We start from the raw sequence: 22433 nt of genomic DNA, 5'->3' as shown, positions 1-22433 counted from the left end.
GGTTCTTGTAAAATCTTCTAAGAAGATTCGCCAAGAAACTCCATCAATTGCTAAGTGATGAATTCCCATGAATAAACGATTTGTATCTTCTTTTGTTTCTATAAATACAAATCGTGTTAAGTCATTATTGTAAATGTCTAAATCTGCTTGATATTTACTACACAGTTCTGTGATTTCTGTTGTTTCTGTTATATTTTCCGTAATTAACTCTGGAAGTTTGTTTCCGTAGTTTTGTATTGGATACGACTCATTTTCAACCTTTTGAAATTCTATTCGTAATACATCATGATGATTGGCTAACAATTCAATTGCCTTTTGAATCGTTTCTGGCTTGATTTCTTTTGAAAGCGTTAGTAATAAAGATTGATTGTAATGATTCTCAGCTTCATAACTTAAATCGAAGAATTGTTTTTGAATTGGATGTAATTGTACGTAGCCTTCAAGAATTCCAGTCTCTTGAATGATTTCATTGGCATCTTTTAAATGCAAGGCTATTTCTGAAATCGTCTGATGACTAAAAATATCTTTTACTTGGTAATGAATGTCTGCTGATTTACTTCTACTTACCAGTTGAATCGCTTTTATAGAATCGCCTCCTAGTTCAAAGAAGTTGTCATAAATTCCTATTTGTTTAACTCCTAGTAAGTCTTGCCAAATCGTTACTAACTTCTCCTCTACTTCATTGCTTGGCGCTACGTAGCGCTCTTTTTGATACGCACTATCATCAACTAATGGCAATGATTTTTTGTCTATCTTCCCATTAGTCGTTAGTGGAAATGATTCCAATTGCATGTACAATTTTGGAATCATATAGTCTGGTAATTGTTTAGCTATTTCTTTTTGAATCGCTTTGTTGTCAATTTCCTCAGTTGCGATTACATACGCAACTAATTGTTTATTGTCATTTGCATCTTCCCATACAATAACTACTGCTTGTTCAATATACTGTATGTTCCTTAAAGCAGCTTCTATTTCGCCTAATTCTATACGAAATCCTTTGATCTTTACTTGATCATCTTTTCTTCCTAAGTATTGAATATTTCCATCAGGTAACCATTTAGCAATATCTCCTGTTTTATATAATCGTTCATCATTTTTAAATGGACTTAAAATAAATTTTTCTTCAGTTAATTCCTTTCTATTTATGTATCCTTTTGCAACTTGAATTCCTCCAATTAATAATTCTCCTTGAACTCCAATTGGGCATAACTGAAAAGCATCATCTACAATATAAACAGTAGTATTTGCTACAGGTTTCCCTATAGGAATTAAGACTTCATATTCTTTAGCTGTTAAATCTATCTTTGTAACATCAATTGCTGCCTCCGTCGGTCCATAATAGTTATGAATTCTAGTATTTGTGAATTTTTCTTTAAATTTTTTCACTAATTGAGCGGATAGTGCTTCTCCACTACAAATTACATGGCTTAAAGAATTATTGTTTGATGCTTCAACCGAAGTTACGAATGCTTCCAACATTGATGGAACAAAGTGAATGTGCGTTACTTTTTGGCTGGTAATAATTTTTTGTAAATAATCTGGATCTTTATGACCTTCTGGTGTTGCCATTACTAATGTACAGCCGCTAATTAAAGGCATTAATAATTCCCATACAGAAACATCAAACACGTATGGTGTTTTTTGAAGTAATATACTTTGTGAAGTAATATTTACGTCATCTTGCATCCACAATAAACGATTTAATAATCCTGAATGCGCATTCATTACTCCTTTTGGGTTTCCTGTTGTTCCTGAAGTGTAAATAACATATGCCAATTGCGATGTAACAATGTTAATTTCTCTTGGAGATCGTAAATTATCGGAAGCATTGATTAGTTCATCTATATAGATAGATTCTTTTCCAGAAACCTTAACTAATTCCTTTGATGCAGTTGTTGTTAATATGATTTCTGAATCAACATCTTTTAAGATAAATTGAATTCGTTCTATAGGGTTTTTAGTATCAATCGGAACATATGCGCCACCAGATTTTAAGATTCCTAAAATACCGATGTACATTTCTAAGGAACGTTCTGTACAAATTGGAACTAAACTGTTTTTAATAATTCCTTTTTCTTGTAAATAGAATGCAACTTGATTGGATTTTTTGTCTAACTCTACATATGTTAGTTTTGTGTTTTCAAATACAACAGCAATAGCATCTGGTGTATTTAAAACTTGTTCTTTAAAATAGTCAACAACAGTTTTTTCGCTAGGATATTCCTTTTTTGTGTTATTGAATATATTCAGTAATGTATTTTGTTCTTCTTTACCAATAATTGTTAAAGTACTGATTGGTTGATTTGTATTGTCAACAATAGCATGTGAAAGTAGTTTAAAGTGTTGTGCCATTCTTACTATCGTTTCAGCTTTAAATAAAGTAGTAGCATATTCTATTTCTACTAATATTTCTTCATTTTCTTCCGTAACATTTAATGTAAGGTCAAATTTTGCTGTATCACGTGTTGTTGCAATTGCAGAAACTATACTATTTCCCAGACTGACTTCTGAAACTTCTTCATTGTTTTGAAGCACAAATAAGGTTTGAAATAAAGGTGTTCTACTTTGATCGCGTTTTAATGCTAAATCATCAACAATTTGCTCAAATGGAACATCTTGATGCATATAAGATGTTAAGCATGTTTCTTTAATTTGTTTTAATAAAGTAATAAATGAAGCATTTGGTTGCAATTGATCTCTTAATACAATTGTATTTACAAAAAGACCTATTAATCCTGCCACGTTTTCCTGTTGTCTATTTGCAATTGGAGTTCCAACACTTATATCCGTTTGTCTTGTATATTTATAAAGTAAGATTTTATAAATTCCCAAAAGCGTCATAAATAGTGTGGACTCTTGTATTTTTGAGATATTATGTAAACCTTTTGTAAGCTCTTTATTGAGTGTAAAACTATATACATTTCCTTCTGTTGATTGTATTGAAGGCCTTGTAAAATCAGTTGGTATTTCTAAAGGTGATGCGTTTTTCAGTTTTTCATTCCAAAAAGCTAATTTTTCAGTTAATACTTCGCCTGAAAGATAGTTGCGTTGCCAACTACTATAATCTGCATATTGCACAGGTAATGTTGGTAAATCAACCTTGTTTCCTGCTAATAATTGTCCGTAAGATGCTTCTAATTCTTTTACTAAGATTGGTAAAGACCAACCATCTGAAGCAATATGATGTAAAACTAAAATAAGTCTGTGATCTGTCTCGTTTATTGAAACAACAACCGCTCTAAACATGTAATCTTTTGATAAATCAAAAGCTGTTTTAGTCACTTTCTCTATTTGAAAAGTTACTATTTCTTCCGTAGCATTTTGTATGTGTGCAACTTTAAAATCATTGCTACTTTTAATTTCCTGATATCCAATTCCGTCATGATCTTTGAAAACCGTTCGAAGTGACTCATGGCGATCAACAATATGCTGTAAAGCTTCTTGTAAGACTAATATATTTAAATCTCCTGTAATTTTTAATACTCCTGAAATATGATAGGCTACACTTCCTTGCAATTGATCTAAAAACCATAAACGTTCTTGTGCAAATGATAATGGAATTCTTGACGGGCGTTCCATTACTTTGATTGAAGGAATATTTGACGTAGTAGTTCCTTTTCCCAAAAACTGAATCAACGCTTCTTTGTTTTCCTGTATTTGTTTCGTAAGCGCTGGAGAAATGAGTGTAGATTTGCTCTTTTTCATTCCTAATTTCCCATCTTTTACGAATAACTTAATCCCGTCAGATTTAGCCGTATAGATTATATGTAATAAATCTTTATTTATCATAATTTCAATAAATATGTAGTCTTGTTGTTGGTTTAGAAGAATGAGATTTCTTCGTCTTCGTTTTCTTGATCTTGTTCTGAAAAAATTTCTAAATACTTTGCTATTTCTTCGATAGTTACAAAATGAAATACTTCTTTGACACTGATTTCAGTTTCAAATGTTTTTGATATGCGTGTAATCAATTTAATAGCTAATAAGGAATGTCCTCCAAGTTGGAAGAAGTTGTCTTTTATGCCTATGTTTTCTATTCCTAATAGTTCTTCCCAAATAGCAACTAATTGCTTTTCAGTTTCCGTTGTTGGTGCTTCGTATGTTGTTGTTTTTAATGCGGTTGTATCTAATTCAGGAAGTTCCTTTTTGTTGATTTTACCGTTTGCATTTAGTGGAAATTCTTCTAATTGCATAAAACGATTCGGAATCATGTAATTTGGTAATTCACTAGCTAATGATTCTTGGATTTCTGTAAAATCAATTTCTTCTTCTGCGATAAAATACGCTACTAATTGCTTACTTCCTGTATTGTCTTCTTTTGCTACAACAACCGATTGTTTGATGTTTTCCAACTTATCTAAAGCTGTTTCTATTTCACCCAACTCAATTCTGTATCCTCGTATTTTTACTTGATCGTCTTTTCGTCCAATGTATGCAATGTTTCCATCCGGAAGCCATTTTGCTAAATCACCTGTTTTGTAAAGCTTCTCTCCTTCTTTAAACGGATGATTTACAAATTTCTCTTCTGTTAATTCTTCTCTATTTAAATAGCCTTTCGATAAGCCTTTTCCGCTGATACACAATTCGCCAATAACGCCACTTGGTACTAATGATAATTGTTCATCTAAAATGTATAATTGTGTGTTGAGCGTTGGTTTCCCAATTGGAATACTTGTTTGATCGTCTGTTAAGTTTTCTGTACTGTAATATGAACTGTAAATCGTAGCTTCTGTTGGTCCGTATATGTTTTCCAACTTTGCTTCAAAACCTAATGCATCATAGTTTCTTACTAATTGAATTGGCAATGCTTCGCCTGCTAAGAAAAAGTATTCCAAGCTTGAAAGCGCTTCTTTGTCTGTAGATTGTAATTCTTCAAGTAAAACTGAAAATAACGAAGGTACTAAGTTTAGATGTGTAATTTTATACTTCTCAATACGTTCGATAAGTCCTTTTGCTTCTTTTTCAGCATCTTTTGGAAGTATTACCACACTTCCACCATCTTTGATCCAACCGAAGATTTCATGAACCGAAACATCAAAAGCATAATTCGTTTTGAATCCAATTCTGGCTGCAGCCGAAAAATCATATAATTCAGAAAAACCATGTATGAAATTGAACAACGATTTGTGTTCAATCATTACGCCTTTTGGAATTCCTGTCGTTCCAGAAGTGTAAATAATGTATGCTAATTGATCTTCGTTTACTTCTGATTCAAACGTATTTTCTTCATTTTCAAAACTTAACACATCTAAAGAAATAATCATTTGATTTGCTTCTACAAATCTATTTTCTAATGAACTTTCTGTCAATATGATTTCTGCAGAAATATCTTCTAGAATGAAATCTATTCGAGTTTGTGGATTTGTTGGATCAATTGGAACATAGGCAAAACCTGCTTTTAATATTCCAAAGATTCCAATTATCATTTCCAATGAACGTTCGATACATAATGGAATTAAACTGTTTGCCTGTAAATTTTGTTTTGCTAAGTAATTTGCTATTTGATTCGATTTTGCATCTAATTCTTGATACGAAAGTGTTATCTCTTCAAATGTAATCGCAACAGCATTCGGATTCTTCGCAACTTGATCTGCAAATACATCTAAAACCGTTTTTCCTTCGCCATAGTTAACTTTCGTATTATTGTAGGCTTCCAAAAGTTGTGTTTTCTCTGCTTTTGGTAACATTTGTAAACTTCCAACTGATTGATTTACATTTTCACAAACAGCCTTCACCAATTGATTAAAATGTACTGCAAAACGTGCTATTGTTTCTTTTTTGAATAAAGCCGTTACATATTCAATTGCTACAGACATTCCATTTTCGTTTTCACGAATGGTCATAGAAATGTCAAATTTTGCCGTTGTTGTTTTTGTTTCAAGCAATTCTATGTTGCTTTCACCTAAACTGATTCCTGTAGTTTCTTCATTGTTTTGAAGTATAAACATGGTTTGGAATAATGGGCTTCTACTTTGATCTCTATCAACAACTACATGATCTACTATTTTTTCAAACGGAACATCTTGATGTGTAAATGCTGCTAAACTTGTTTGCTTTATTTCTTGTAATAATTCAGCAAATGACTTTTGTGATTCCACTTGGCTTCTCATCACAATTGTATTTATAAAAAATCCTATTAATTGTGATATTTCAAGTTGCGATCTGTTTGCAATTGGCGTCCCGACTGCAATGTCAGTTTGACCAGAATAACGGTGTAATAATACTTTATAGATAGTCAATAGTGTCATAAAAAGTGTGACTCCTTGTGACTTTGAAATTATATTTAACTTGTTTGAAAGCGCTTTATTTATTTTAAATGTATAGGTTTCTCCTGCTGTAGATTGAATTGCTGGACGATTGTAATCTGTTGGTAAGACTAATGGCATTACATCTTTTAATTGGTTTATCCAGAAGCTTAATTTCTCACCTAAAACTTCACCTGTTAAATAGTTACGTTGCCAATTACTGTAATCTGCATATTGAATTGAAAGTGGTTGTAAATCTACTTTTCCGTTCGTACTAATTTGTCGATACGCTTGTTCTAATTCATTTACAAAGATTGGAATGGACCAACCATCTGCGGCAATATGATGTAAAACCAAAATCAACATATATGTATTCTCCGATTGTTTTACAATGGTTGCTCGCAACATGTAATCTTGTGATAGATCAAATGTTTTTTGTGTTTCTTCTTGTATGAATTGATCTAAATTTTTGTCTAATCTCGCGGAAGCTACAGACACAACTTCAAAATCATCAGCATTCATAATATACTGATAACCATCACCTTCATACTCATGAATTACCGTTCGCAACGTTTCATGTCGTATAACTAATGCCTGAATTGCTTTCGATAGTATTGTTGTATCAATTTTACCTTTGATTTGTAAAACACCAGGAATATGATACGCCAAACTTCCTTGCAATTTATCTATAAACCACAAACGTTCTTGCGCATATGACAACGGAATTTTGTCTGTTCTTTTTGTTGGAATTATAGCTGGAATGCTAACTTTTACTTTTTCAGCAATTATAATTCCTAAATCTTTTATTGTTGGATTTTCAAAAATGTCTTTGATAGAAACTACAACTTCAAATGTTGCTTGCATGTGTGCTATTAACTGAATTGCGAGTAACGAATGTCCGCCCAATTCAAAGAAACTATGCTGAATTCCGACAGTTTCAAGCTTTAATAACTTTTGCCAAATAGTTACAAGTTCTTTTTCTATAGTATTTGAAGGTGCTTCAAATAGCGTTTCGTTTGTTTCTGTTATTATCGCGTTTGGTAATGATTTTCGATCAATTTTTCCTGTACGCGTTCTTGGAAATTCAGCTACAAATACAAATATTTCAGGAATCATTATTTGCGGCAATTCTTCTTTTAATAATTTTTTAATTGCCGATACGCTTTCTTTTTCTGTTTCTAACAAATACGAAATCAACTTATTATCTTGAACAATGACAGCTGTTTGACTCGCTATTTTTTGTATGTTTAATTCTATTTCTAACAAATCAATTCTAATTCCATTGAGTTTGATTTGTTGATTGCTTCTTTCTATAAATTCAAGCTCACCAGTAGCTAATATGCGTCCTATATCACCCGTTTTATAGTATTCTTCTTTGTCTGAATTTGTTGCATTTAGATATCCAATGGTTGTATGTTCGCTTTTGTATACAATTTCACCTGTTGCATATATATCTTGTGTAAGCATATCATTTTGTAAAATATACACATTGTTATCTTCTGTGATATTTCCTAATGGAATTCTATTTTTATAGAGTTCACTTTCGTGAGATACTACTTTTGTGGAAATAATCGAAGCTTCTGCAGCTCCATAAATATTTACAAAAATTGCATCCGTAGAGAATCTGTTTTTGAAGCTATTAAAATCTTTTTGAAATGCTGCTTCTCCACCTAAAACTAATGCACGTGCTACAACTTTTTCATCTTGTTTCAAGATGTTTGTAAATGCTCTAAACAATGACGGAACCATATGTAGAATGGAAACTTTATAAGTTTGCATCCATGTATTTAACGCATGTAATCCTGTTGTTTTTATATTGTATGGTGCAATAGTTCCACCAACTAAAAGTGTACTAAATACATCTACAACATACGCATCAAAACTATAGGTTGATAGTAAACTTACCGTATCATTTTCCGTAACAGCTACGTTTTGAATGTGTTTTTTGATAAAGTATAACACATTTCGTTGATTTTGAATGACACCTTTTGGAATTCCTGTAGAACCTGAGGTAAATAATACATAGGCTTCATCAGTTGATGTACTTTTAATTAATGGATTTTCAATTACTTTTTCGTTTGTCGTATTAATTACTACGATAGGAATGTGTAATTTTTCCGAGATTGTTTCCGCTATTACACGATTAGTTTCAGAAGTTACTAATATCTTACTTTTTGAAGCTTCTACGAGCTGCAACAGTCTTTTTATAGGATATTCACTGTCTAATGGCACATATGAATTTCCTGATTTTAATGTTCCTAGAATTCCTAAAATTTGTAATTCGCCTCTCGCTAATAATAATGAAACACGTTTATTTGAGATTTCTTTTGCTAAAATTTGATTGGCAATTTTGTTAGCAATATTATTTATATCTCCATAACGTAATGTTATGTGTTCACTATGAATTGCAAGTGCATTTGGAGCCTTTTCAACTTGTGCTTCAAACTGTTTTATGATAGATTGTTCAATAGTAAGCTTACTGTTTGCTTTACTTTTCTTTTCTAATTGGTAGATTGGTCTTGTAAATACAGGAATTTCTCCAATTGTATTATTAGGTTGTTCTACTACAGCATTGATCACATTTACAAACATATCCATCCAATGTTTGATTGTTTCTGACTTAAAAACCGCATCTCTGTATACACAACTAATACTAATAGCATTTGCGTATTCTTTTACATAACATTCAATATCAAATTTTACCGCAGTTTCCAACTTTCCAGTTATAGCTTCACTTTCGCTATATGTGTTCTTAGCTGAACCATCATAGTTAAGTAAATTGAAAAACACTGAAGTAAGTTCCGTATTTTGAATACCTTCCACTACTTTTTCGTATGGATACAACTGATTATCAATTGCTTCCAATAATGAATTGTTAACTTCTGTTAGAAACCCTAAAGTAGTTTGATTCGCTGAAATTGTATTTCTAATTAATACCGTATTTAGAAATACGCCTATTTGATGTTGCAATTCTACATGCGATCGTACAGACATTGGAACTCCAATAATAAGATCATTTTCATTCGTTAAACGCTGTAAAACAATTTTGAAACTAGCCATTAAGATACTTAGTAAGCGTAGTTTTTTGTCTAATGAAAATTGAACTAACTTATCTTTTGCTTCTCCTTGTAAAAGTACATTGTAATAGCTTCCTTCATTGTGTGAAGTTTTCGTTTCTACTTCTACATCATACGGTAATTGAAATTGTCCTAATGGCGCTTGAAGCTTCATTTCCCAATAGTTTTTTGAAGGTTGAATTGCTTCTGAAACTATTAAATTTTGTTCCCAAACTGCATAATCTTTGTATTCAATTGCTAATTCAGGTAGTTCAATTGGCATTTTTGAACGTAAACTTTCATAGATTTTTACAATATCATTTTTGAAAATTTCCAATGACCAACCATCAGAAATGATATGATGAATTGAAAATACCAATTCATTTGTTTCTTCTATTACTGCCATTCTAAATAATGGCCATTCGTCTAATTCAAAAACAGTGTTAAATACTTCATCTTTTACATTTTCAGCATCGTATTGATATTTTTCAACAACATATTGTACTGATTCAATTGCTTGTATTTGCTGTTTAGGGATACCATTTTCGATCACAAAAATTGTTCGCAAACTAGCATGTCTTTCTAATATTATTTGAATTGCTTTGTTCAGCGTTTTCAGATCAAACTCTGTATCTAGTTGTTGTGCTACAAATAAATTATACGCAGCACTTTGTCCGCTTAATTCGTTTAATACCCAAAATCGTTTTTGTGCATATGAAAGTTCATATGATTTTTGTGAAGGTGCTACTGGAATTATTGAAAATGCTTTGTGTGTTGTATCGTTTTCTGCTAGTTCAATTTCTGCACTTATATATTGAATTGTTGGCACATTGAAGAAACCACGCAAGTCAATTTTTGTATTGAATGTTTGCGTTATTTTTGATCTTAATTGCAGAGCACTCAAACTATTTCCTCCAAGTTCAAAGAAATTATCTGTGATTCCTATGGGAGAAATTGTTAGCATTTCCTCTAAAATGGCAACTAGTTTTGCCTCTATTTCGTTCGTTGCTGCTATGTATTCTTTGGTTTCAATTAAAGCATCCTTCGTAAGTTTTGGTAAAGCTTTACGATCAATTTTACCACTTTTATTTAATGGTAATTCATCCAACACAATAAAATATGAAGGTACCATGTATGATGGTAATTTTGATTGCAAATATTGCTTTAACGTTGATTTTTCTAGTTCTTCCGAAACAATGTATGCAACCAATATTTTGTCTTGTTGAATTTCTTTTGGCGTAACTACTACCGATGTAATTGTTGAAGAGCATTCACGAATCACATTTTCTATTTCACCCAACTCAATTCTGTATCCTCGTATTTTTACTTGATCGTCTTTTCGTCCAATATATGCAATGTTTCCATCCGGAAGCCATTTTGCTAAATCACCTGTTTTGTAAAGCTTCTTTCCTTCTTTAAACGGATGATTTACAAATTTCTCTTCTGTTAATTCTTCTCTGTTTAAATAACCTTTCGATAAGCCTTTTCCGCTGATACACAATTCGCCAATAACGCCACTTGGTACTAATGATAATTGTTCGTCTAGAATGTATAATTGTGTGTTGAGCGTTGGTTTCCCAATTGGAATACTTGTTTGATCGTCTGTTAAGTTTTCTGTACTGTAATATGAACTGTAAATCGTAGCTTCTGTTGGTCCGTATATGTTTTCCAACTTTGCTTCAAAACCTAATGCATCATAGTTTCTTACTAATTGAATTGGCAATGCTTCGCCTGCTAAGAAAAAGTATTCCAAGCTTGAAAGCGCTTCTTTGTCTGTAAATTGTAATTCTTCAAGTAAAACTGAAAATAACGAAGGCACTAAGTTTAGATGTGTAATTTTATACTTCTCAATACGTTCGATAAGTCCTTTTGCTTCTTTTTCAGCATCTTCTGGAAGTATTACCACACTTCCACCATCTTTGATCCAACCGAAGATTTCATGAACCGAAACATCAAAAGCATAATTCGTTTTGAATCCGATTCTGGCTGCAGCCGAAAAATCATATAATTCAGAAAAACCATGTATGAAATTGAACAACGATTTGTGTTCAATCATTACGCCTTTTGGAATTCCTGTCGTTCCAGAAGTGTAAATAATGTATGCTAATTGATCTTCGTTTACTTCTGATTCAAACGTATTTCCTTCATTTTCAAAACTTAACACATCTAAAGAAATAACCGTTTGATTTGCTTCTACAAATCTATTTTCTAATGAACTTTCTGTCAATATGATTTCTGCAGAAATATCTTCTAGAATGAAATCTATTCGAGTTTGTGGATTTGTTGGATCAATTGGAACATAAGCAAAACCTGCTTTTAATATTCCAAAGATTCCAATTATCATTTCCACTGAACGTTCGATACATAATGGAATTAAACTGTTTGCCTGTAAATTTTGTTTTGCTAAGTAATTTGCTATTTGATTCGATTTTGCATCTAATTCTTGATACGAAAGTGTTATCTCTTCAAATGTAATCGCAACAACATTCGGATTCTTCGCAACTTGATCTGCAAATACATCTAAAACCGTTTTTCCTTCGCCATAGTTAACTTTCGTATTATTGAAGGCTTCCAAAAGTTGTGTTTGTTCAGACTCCGTTATTATTGAAATATTTTGTTCAGTAGTTATAAAATCAGTTAAAATATTGTGCACATAATTTTCTAATTGTGCTTTTTGTATTTCACTGTATAAACCTTCATAGAATGACATTTCTATTAATACTTCTTCTTCAACAGATGCAATATGAAAATTAAACGCAGTTTCTGATTTTTCAGATTCTTGAATTAAAACTTCTTGTCCTTTAAAGGCTTTGTTTATGTTTTTGGTAATGTGAAAGTCAGTAAAATTGTAAGTTGCATTAAAATATTCTTTTTTGAATTCATAGGTTTCACTGAGGATTTTTTTGAGTTCAAAATAAGAGAGTGATTCAAATTCTTTTAGTTCTCTGATTTGTTGTTCGATAGCATTTATGAACGAAGTGTTTTCTTTTTCTAGATGTATTCTAAACGGTAATGAATTTGTAAAACATCCTAATACTTTATCTCCATCTTCCAATGCTTGCCTTCCGTTTGACATTAATCCAATGGTAATGTCATTCTGGTTTGTAGTGACTTGAATCAATTTTAAAGCAACAGCTAAATAGAATGTTTTTTCTGAAATTTTCGCTCGTTTTATGTAAGCATCAACTTGATTTTTGAGTTTCGTATCAAGCTTGATATGAATATATTCTGAGATAGCAACCGCTTCACTTTTAGCGTGAAAAGGCAAATCATTTATTTCAAAATCACTGAATTTCTTCGTCCAGTATTCTTTTAGTTTTGTATTTTCTTTGTTTATGAATTCTTCAACGATATAATCTCTGTAACTAAGTTGTATTGGAGCTGTAAACGTCGGTTGATTGTTCTTTTTTTCTTCATACTTTTTAGAAATCTCTGTAATCATTGAATAGTAACTCCATCCATCTAAAATAGCATGGTGAAATAGAAAAATGAGTTTGTAAACATCTTCTGAAAGTTGTATCACAATAGCTTTCCATAAGCCTGAAATTGCGATATCAAAACCGTTTTCCGTTTGATTATGGATGATTTCTTTTATGATATTATTCTGAATTTCTTCAATTTCTGAACGAATATCTAAAAATTCTAAATGTGCTTCTAAATCAAGGTTTTTATGAACAATTTGTAGTTCTTGACCAAATTCATGTAGATTGAAACTTGTACGCAATATTGGGTGCTCTGCAACAACTTCTTTTAATGCTTTTTTGAATATTTCGAACTTGAAACCTTCATTTTCAAATTGTTGTATCGGACTTAATATATATACACCATTGTCTAATAATGAATGAAAAATGAGCCCTTTTTGAATGCCACCCATAGGAAATACTGCTTCCCAATTTTCAGTACTAGTTCCTTTTTTAGCAGCTTCCGAAATAGTGTTTTCTTGCAATGTTGTAAACTCCTGAGAAATTGACTTTCGTAGTTTTATATGTTTTGGAACATTGCTTTTTACTTCTGCAGTTTTGACTAAAGCTTCAATGGTTGGATTTGCATATAAATCTGCAATTGTAAAATATCCTTCGTCAAAGACAGTATTCATTTTGTTAATCAACTGAATTGCTTTGATAGAATCTCCACCAATAGCAAAGAAATCATGTGCAACTCCTAAGTCTTCTCTTTTGAAATAAGTATTCCAAATAGTAACAATATTAGCTTCTAGTTTAGTTGTTGGCGCTTTGTAATTATCTGTATCAATTAATATGTTTCCTTCTATAGATAGTAATGCTTTTCTATCTACTTTGCCATTCAGTGTAAGCGGCATTTCATCTATTTGAATAAAATGATTTGGCACCATATAACTCGCCAAAATTTCTTTTAATGCAGCTTCGAGCTTTTGAATATTTTGTGATTCTTTTGCTGTAAAATACGCCACTATATTTTTTTGTTTAGAAGCGTCTTCTACAATGATAATTGCACCTTTATCAATATTTTCTATTTTGAGTAATGCATGTTCTATTTCGCCAAGTTCTATACGATATCCTCGTATTTTCACTTGATGATCATTTCTACCAAAGAACTCTATTTCTCCATTTGCATTCCATCTTCCTAAATCACCTGTTTTATAGAGTTTTGTTTCAGTTTTAAAAGGGTTGGAGACAAATTTTTCGGCAGTCAGTTCTGGCTGATTTAAATAACCTTCTGCCAAACCATCTCCGCCAACACATATTTCTCCGATTACTCCCAATGGAAGCAATTTTAATGCTTCGTTTACAATGTAACATTGTGAGTTTGCTATTGGAGGACCAATTGGAATTGATAAAGCTGTATCTGTTAGGTTTTCTATTTTATACCAAGTTGAAAACGTTGTGTTTTCTGTTGGACCATATCCGTTTTGTAAACTGACTTTTGGATAAAGTTCATTAAATTTTTTCGCATGCTTTACAGAAACACGATCACCTCCACAGATTACGTATTTTAAATTCGCTAATCCTGAGAGTTCAAAGTCTACCAAAGAATTAAACAACACTGGCGTGATGAAAAAACTTGTTATTTCATTATCAATAATATAGTTATTTAGTCTTTGTAAGTCTAAGAATAAACTTTTACTAGCGATGCAAACCGTTGCACCATTTAACAATGGCATGTATATGTCAAATGTAGAACCATCAAAAGAAAAGTTAGATAAACCTAGATAGTTATCCTCTTCAATAACCGTGATGAAATTTGTGTTTTTCACTAATCGAACGACACCTCTATTGGTAACCATTACACCTTTCGGAACTCCTGTAGAACCTGAAGTATATGCAATATATGCTAAACGGTTTTTTATGGATAAAGTTTCCAGATTTTCTGAACTGAATGCTTCTTTTTGAAATTCAATATCAATTACAAACATGTTTCCGTTGAAATAATCTATTTCAAAAACATGATCAGTATCAGTGATTAGTAACTTTGGATTGATGTCTTTTAGAATGTATTCTAATCTTGATTTTGGAGATTCTGCATCTATCACAGCATATGTACAACCAATTTTTAAGATTGCCAACATTGCGATGATTGCTTGTTCATTTCTATTGGCTAGAATTCCTATAAAATCACCTTCTACTAGTTGGTGTATTTCTACTAAACAACGTGCTAATTGATTTGCTTCTGCATTTAATTCTGCATAAGTAAATTCAGTTTTTTCAAATACTAATGCTTTATGATTTGGCGTTTCTAAAGCTTGTTTTTCAAATAAAGAAATGATTGATTCATCTCTAGGATATGCTACTGTCGTTTGGTTGAATTCATTGAATAATAATTGTTCTTCTTTACTTATTATATTTAGAGTTTCAATTTCTGCAGTAACATTCTGCAATGCTTCACTTAGTAATATGGTATAGTTTTCTAAGAATTGAACAAACATTTCTTTTTCATAGACATCCGTATCATAGATGATTTCTATTTTTAGTTTGTTTTCAAATTCGCGTACATGAAATTCAATATCGTACCGTACTGATTTGTTTTGAAGAGCTTTTAAGAATGGTACTTCCTGCTTTTCTAACATTGTATCTTGAGCTCCATAATAGGTTAATGAAACATCAAATAATGGATTTCTGGAAATGTCACGTTTTAATTGTAATTCTTCTATTAATTGATTGAAAGGATATGGACATTCAATTGCATTGAAGTATGCCTTTTTTTCTTTTTTCAAGAACGAAGCAAAAGTTTCTCCTTTTTCTATTTTTGTTCGAAGCGGAAGCATGTTTACATAGAAACCTATTTGATTTTCCAGATCTACATGATTCCTTCCTGCTATCGGCGTTCCAACGGTAATATCTTTTACATTACTATATGTACTTAACATTAATTTTAAGGATGCTAAAACTCCTGTAAATACACTTACACCTGCTTTATTTACATATGCTCTTAGGTTATTTGTAAGTTCAAAAGAAAGATCTACTGAAAGGTTATTACCATTATTTGATTTTACTTCTGGTCGCCTTTTGTTACTTGGTAAGTTGAGTAATGGAACCTCTTCTACAAACGTATCAATCCAATATTTTTTGTTTTCTTCATTGATTCCAGCTTCATTCTTTTTTGTTTCCCAAGCAGCAAAATCTTTGTATTGTATGCGTAATTGTTTTTCTGTTCCTATTGGATTTTGGTAAAAAGAGAATACTTCTTGTTGTAATACACCTATTGACCAGCCATCACTGATTATATGATGCATATTGAAGTATAGAATGTATTGTTTATCTTGCGTATGTATGAATCCGGCTTTTAGTAATGGTCCGTTTTCAAGATTGAAATGTTCTTTGAATTTTTCTTCAAGATATGCTGTTATTGTTGCTTCTTGGTCATTTGTATTTCTAACATCAATATAGTCTAGCGTAAAATTAATTCTATTTGTTGGTTGTATCCACTGTTTTACAATTCCTGCTTGATCTGGTTTAAATACTGTTCTTAGTATTTCATGTTTTGCAATTGTTTGTTTAATTGCTGTTTCAAATGCTTTTAGATCAACTTTTTCATTGATATAAATTGCCGCAGGCATATTGTATGTCAATGTGTTTTTATCATGCTGCATAGCAATCCAAAGCCTGTATTGAGCTGAAGACAGCGCATAGTTTTCAGCTTCTTCGCATACAGGAATTTCAATAGTTTTGCTTTCAATATCTAAGGTTTTTAGATATTGAATCAAGTCTTGTTTTAAAGCTTTTATTTCATGAATTAGTTCTACAGGCACTTTTGATTGATATGAAACTATTTCAAGGTTTTCACCATTGAGTTTCAAGTCAATCTTTTGTTTTTCTAATTTTGAAATTAGTTGTTTAGCTTTCTCCATTTCAGGTATTCGTATGTTTTTACTTTTTGGCAGCATACTTGTGCACACTTGTACAGTGTTTAAAGCGTGTTTTTTCTCGCGGAAGCGATTGTATTTGTATAATTTAGATGATGATTCTGTCTACGACTTCTTCAGAATTTGTGTCCGTTTCTTCTTTGATTAACCTAGCTAAGTTTTGAATCGTTGGCGTATCGTATAAGTCTTTGATTTTCATCTTGTAATTAAAAGCTCTCTGAATATTATTTCCAAGTTGAATTACTTTCATGCTATGTCCACCTAATTCAAAGAAATTGTCTTGGATTCCTATTTTTTCAATTCCTAGAATGTTTTCCCAAATTTCTACCAACTTCTCTTCTACTTCATTTGTAGGAGCTGTGTATATTTTTCGGATGATATCATTAATAGAAACTGCTGGAAATGCATTGTAATTGATTTTTCCGTTTGAGGTTAACGGTATTTCTTCCATGTGTACATAAAAACTTGGCACCATATATTCAGGCAGTTTTCGTTGTACAAAGTCTTTTAGTTCGGCTTTATTTATTGTTGTTGTTGCTGTGAAATACACAACAAGTACTTTTTCATTATTGATTTCTTTAATTGTTACTACCGTATTTGTGATTTCTTCACTAAAATCAATAATTGTGTGTTCAATCTCGCCAAGTTCTATACGATAGCCTCTAAGTTTTACTTGACGATCTATTCTACCTAGAAATTCAATGTTTCCATTTGGTAGCCAACGTGCTAAATCGCCTGTTTTGTACATTTTGGATGCTTTCACAAATGGATTTTTAACAAATTTTTCTTTCGTTAATTCTTCCTGGTTTAAATAACCAATGGCTACACCTTCTCCTGAAATACATAATTCTCCTGCAACTCCAATTGGTTGTAATTGGTTTGATTCTCCATCAACAATAAATACTTGTCTATTTGCAATTGGCTTTCCTATAGGAAATGATTCTGAAATCGTATTTATCTTGTAATAACTTGCGCAAACTGTACTTTCCGTTGGTCCGTACGTGTTGTATATAGTAAATTTTTGATAGATTTTATCTACTTGTGATGGTTTTAAAAGATCGCCTCCACTGATAAGCATTCTGAATTTTAAGTTGAATTCTGTATGTTGTTCATTTAGAAATTGTAGTACATACGGATTTGTACTCAAGATTGATACTTCATGTTTTTCACATTCTTTTATTAATGCATTTATATCGTTTCTATCTTTTTGTATGATTAATTGACCGCCACTAATTAGTATTGGAAAAATTTCTTCTATGGAAGTATCAAAAGCTATACTAGCTTGCTGCATTATTTTATCATCTTGCGTAAGCTGAAAATGATTTTTAAAAGTCGTAACATAATCCAAGAAACTCGCTTGACTTATCATTACTCCTTTTGGGTTTCCAGTAGTTCCCGATGTATAAATGATGTACGCAAGTTGTTCTTTAGATTTGGGTATTTCAAGATCTTCAGTACTGAATTCCGTTTTTATAGCTTCATATTGACGTATTTCTTCTGCATCAATTATGAGTTTACAATTGCTATCATTTTTAATGTATGCAACACGTTCTTCCGGATATTCCATATCAATTGGGACGTATGCTGCACCAGTTTTTAGAATCGCGAGAATGGTACTAATTATTTGCTCCGTTCTTTCCAGTTTAACACCAACAAAATCATTTGGAGTAATTTGATGCGTTTCAATTAAATAGTTCGCTAAGCTATTCGCTTGTAAATTTAATTCTTCGTATGTAAATGAACGATCTTCACTTTTTATTGCAATACGATTTGGAGTTGTAGAAACCTGATTTTCAAACACATTTATAACGGTACTATCTGGATATACTTGACGTGTTTGATTGAATTCTGTTACCAAACGTTGCTTTTCATCCGCAGTTGTATAATCTATAGCAATGATTTTTTCATCCGTATTTACAATAACAGTTTCCATCAATTGCTCATAATGTGCAACCATTTGATCAATTAAGAATTCATCATAGATGTCTGTATTGAATTCTACATTGAGCTTTAATGTTTCTTTTTCTATGAAAGTAAAACTTATGTCAAACTGAGAGGTTTCACGTTCTGTTTGATACGGTTCAACAGTAATTCCTTCCAAAGTTGTTTTTGGCTGAATACTTTTTAGTTGTTGATGATTTTGCAATACAACCATGACATCAAATAACGCCGATCGTGATGTGTCTACTTTTAAGTTTAACTTGTTTGCCAATTCATCAAAAGGATAGTTTTGGTGTTCGTATGCTGCAAGTAGTGTTTCTTTTTGATGTGCTAAGACTTCTGAAAAACTGTTGTTTTTATTGAGTTTGGTACGAATTGCCAAAGTGTTTAAGTACAATCCTATTTGATTTTCCAAATCTGGATGTATTCTTCCTGCAATTGGTATTCCGATAATGATGTCTTCTTGTTTTGTATATCGATGAAATAAGGTATTAATTCCTGATAGCAACGTCATAAATAATGTTACATCATTAGCTGTTGAAAATGTTTCTAATTTGTTTAAGAAAGACGTTGAGAAATTATATTGTTTCGTTTTTCCTGTATGCGTTTGTATTTGTGGTCGTTTTTTGAAATTTGGTAAATCCAATACAGGAAGTTCTCCTTGAAATTGGGTTAACCAATATGCTTCCGAGTTTTTATACGTGTCTTCATTTAATTGTAATGCTAACCAATTTGCATAGTCTTTGTATTGAATTGTTAGTTTGTTTTTTTCTACAGTTTCCTTAGAAACAAGTGTATTGTAGATTTCTGTAAATTCAGAAATTAATAATTCCATTGACCAACCATCAGAAATTATATGGTGTATTGTAATAGATAATAGGTAGTTTTCTTCAATAGTTTTTAGCAATCTAACACATACTAAAGGTCCATTTTCTAGATTGAAAACTACATTTTGTGCCTTTTTTAAATGATTTTGTATGACAGTTGCATCATTACTTTCAATAGTTTTTTCTTCAAAATCAACTATGATTTCATCTTCTGGAAGAATGCATTGCACTACTTCATCATTAGAAGCAGTTTTGAAAACTGTTCTGAGGATTTCATGATGTGAAATAAGTTGTTTGAACGTTTTTTTAATGATTGTCGCATCAACGTTTCCTTTTAATTTTACAACACCTGAGATGTTGTAAGCTGCATTTCCAGATTCAAACTGACTTAATACCCAAATTCTTTTTTGTGATGTTGTTAACGAATAATAGGTTGTTTCTGTAACTTTTGGTATTGGAATGTATGCATTTTCCGTTAGTTTTTCTTTGATTTCCTGAATGGTCGGCGTTTCTAAAAATGATTTTATAGAAATGCTTTTGTGTAATTTTTTGTATATTTTATTTATGACTTGACCAACAAGTAAACTGTGTCCGCCAAGTTCAAAAAATGTATTTGTAATTCCTATCTGTTCTATACCTAATACTTCTTCCCAAATATGAACCAATGCTATTTCAAGCTCAGTTTTTGGAGCAACATAGTTGGCTTTCGCCAGATATACCTCAGCAATATTTCTTAGCTTCTTTTTGTCTATTTTTCCATTTGGAGTTAATGGCATGGAAGTCATCGGAACATACTGATTTGGAATCATATATGCTGGCAGACAGTTTTGTAAGTATTCTTGAACTTTTTCAGCATTTGTGGCTTCTTGCGTTACCATATATGCAATTAATGTTTGTGTATTCTTATTTGTTTCTACAAGGATGACTGCTTGTATTATCGCACTTGAATAGGAAACTATTTTGGCAGCTATTTCTTCTAATTCTATACGATATCCTCTAAGTTTTACCTGCGAATCTTTTCTTCCTAAGAAAATAATATTTCCATCAGGAAGCCATTTTGCCATATCGCCTGTGTCATACATTTGTCCATTTTCTTGAAAAGGATTTTTTATATACTTCTTTGCTGTTAATTCAGGTTGATTTAGATATCCTTTGGTTACACCCAAACCAGCTACATATAACTTTCCAGCAACTCCTATTGGAACTGGCTGCAAGTATTCATCTAATATGTATGCTTGAGAGTTTGCTATAGCTTTTCCTATTGGAATGTTAGCATAGTTTTTTTGAGTTAATTTGTAAAAAGTACTATACGTAGTGTCTTCTGATGGTCCATATAAATTGCGAACAGCTGCTTTTGTTGTTTGTAATTTTTCAGCAATGTCTATAGGAAAAGCTTCTCCTGCTAAGTTGATTGTCGTTACATTTTCTAATCTGTGGCCTTCTTCTAATATTGCACGCATGCTTGACGGAACCGTATTAATCAATATGTGTTGATCATTTTTTAAGTTCGCTCCAATTTCGAGTGCATTTTGAAGAAGTTTTATTTTTTTGCCCGTTGTTAAGGTGTAAAATATCTCAAAGATTGATAAATCAAAACAATGAGATGTTACGGCATATACAACTGCTATATTATCATTTTTAAATTCTTCTTTCGCCCAATACAACATTGCTACTGCATTTTGATGCGTTATCATGACACCTTTAGGATTTCCAGTAGTTCCAGACGTATATATAATATATGCTATATCCGTGCTTTTTACCTTTATTCCTAAATTATGAATTTCATATTGCGCAGTTTCTGATAAAAATGTGGTAACCGTTTTTTCATCTATCACATATTTACAATTGCTATCGTTTTCAATAAATCTGATTCGTTCTTCAGGATACTTTACATCTATAGCCACATAAGTTGCTCCTGTTTTAAGTATTCCTAATATTGCAATGAGCAAATTGGGTGTTCTATCTAACTTTACGCCTACAAAGTCACCTTCTTCTATATGCTGTTCTACTATTAAATAGTTAGCAAACTGATTGGCTTTTTCATTGAGTATCTCATAACTCAATGTTATTTCTTTGTATTGTAATGCTATAGATTTTGGAGTCTTTTCAACTTGATTTTCAAAAAGTTGAATTAATGATTCATCCAGGCTGAAATTAAGAGTCGAATTATTAAAATCATATGTAATTTTATTTTTTTCGGTTAGTGATAGTAGTGTTATTTTCCCTGTTTCTTCCTGTAATATGGTTTCTAAATTGCATATCCAGTTTTTGAAATTTTGTAAAAAATGTGTTGCAGTATATTCAGAAACAAAAGTTTCCGTGTATGCTATTGATAGTATTACGTTTTCTTTTCTTTTGTTGATTTGAATCGAAAAAGGAAGCAGTGCATTTGATACTTCACTATTAAAAAACAATCCGTAAGATGTATATTTTTCAAAAGTTTCTTTTTGTAATGCTATGTGATTGTATTTACGATATTTATATACCGTTTGAATTTCTTCTTTTATTTCTGTCAGATAACTTTTTATTGTTTTACCAGAAGGATTTAAAGAATTAAACAGTAATGGTACTTCCTGTTGTACTCCTGAAGAAAATACTGTTGTTGTTGTTTCAAAATAACGCATTAACAATGCATTAAAAATTGTTAAACACACAGTAAATTCAGCCATTTCATTACCATTTGTCAACTTTTGAAAATATCCTAACTGATCATTTGTAATACTACATTCCGACGTTGTTTTTACTACATACGACTGATCATTCACTGTAGTGAATGCATTTAATTTTTCAATCCAATAATTGGTTGTAATTTTTTGTTCTAAAGAACCCATAAAGGTAAGCTGCTATTTTGTAGAATTAAAAAAGCACATGTATATACATGTTTTTAAAGAAAATAATTTTGATCTGATATATAATTTGGTTTGATGTATTGAGCAACATCAATGCTAAAAGGGGAAAACACAGCTGTTATAAAGGGGGAAAACTAAACTATAACTTCTCTAAAAGATGTTTTTGTTTAAAGCTA

At 31.5% G+C, this 22433-nt stretch carries 3 protein-coding genes; all 3 read right to left on the bottom strand.

Annotation, left to right across the window (positions count from 1 at the left end; genetic code table 11):
- The coding region (locus Q0828_RS23925) for an amino acid adenylation domain-containing protein (RefSeq protein ID WP_298427805.1) at positions 1 to 3789 on the bottom strand (3789 nt) is incomplete at its 3' end.
- Between the two features lie 32 nt (positions 3790 to 3821).
- Entirely contained in the window at positions 3822 to 16625 is a 12804-nt protein-coding gene (locus Q0828_RS23920) for a non-ribosomal peptide synthetase (protein ID WP_298427802.1), read from the bottom strand.
- A gap of 103 nt (positions 16626 to 16728) precedes the next feature.
- The gene (locus Q0828_RS23915; RefSeq protein ID WP_298427800.1) at positions 16729 to 22239 is read right to left on the bottom strand and encodes a non-ribosomal peptide synthetase; all 5511 of its coding nucleotides are present in this window, start codon (positions 22237 to 22239) and stop codon (positions 16729 to 16731) included.
- Between the last annotated feature and the right edge of the window lie 194 nt (positions 22240 to 22433).

The sequence above is a fragment of the uncultured Kordia sp. genome (assembly GCF_947496985.1).
In the GTDB taxonomy this organism is placed as follows: domain Bacteria; phylum Bacteroidota; class Bacteroidia; order Flavobacteriales; family Flavobacteriaceae; genus Kordia.
The sequence above is the reverse complement of the archived record's forward strand: the minus strand, read 5'-3'. Positions and strand labels throughout refer to the sequence as shown.

Excerpts from the sequence above, each read along its gene's own strand:
- Q0828_RS23920 (WP_298427802.1), bottom strand. The coding sequence starts at position 16,625 with ATGGAGAAAGCTAAACAACTAATTTCAAAATTAGAAAAACAAAAGATT.
- Q0828_RS23915 (WP_298427800.1), bottom strand. The coding sequence starts at position 22,239 with ATGGGTTCTTTAGAACAAAAAATTACAACCAATTATTGGATTGAAAAA.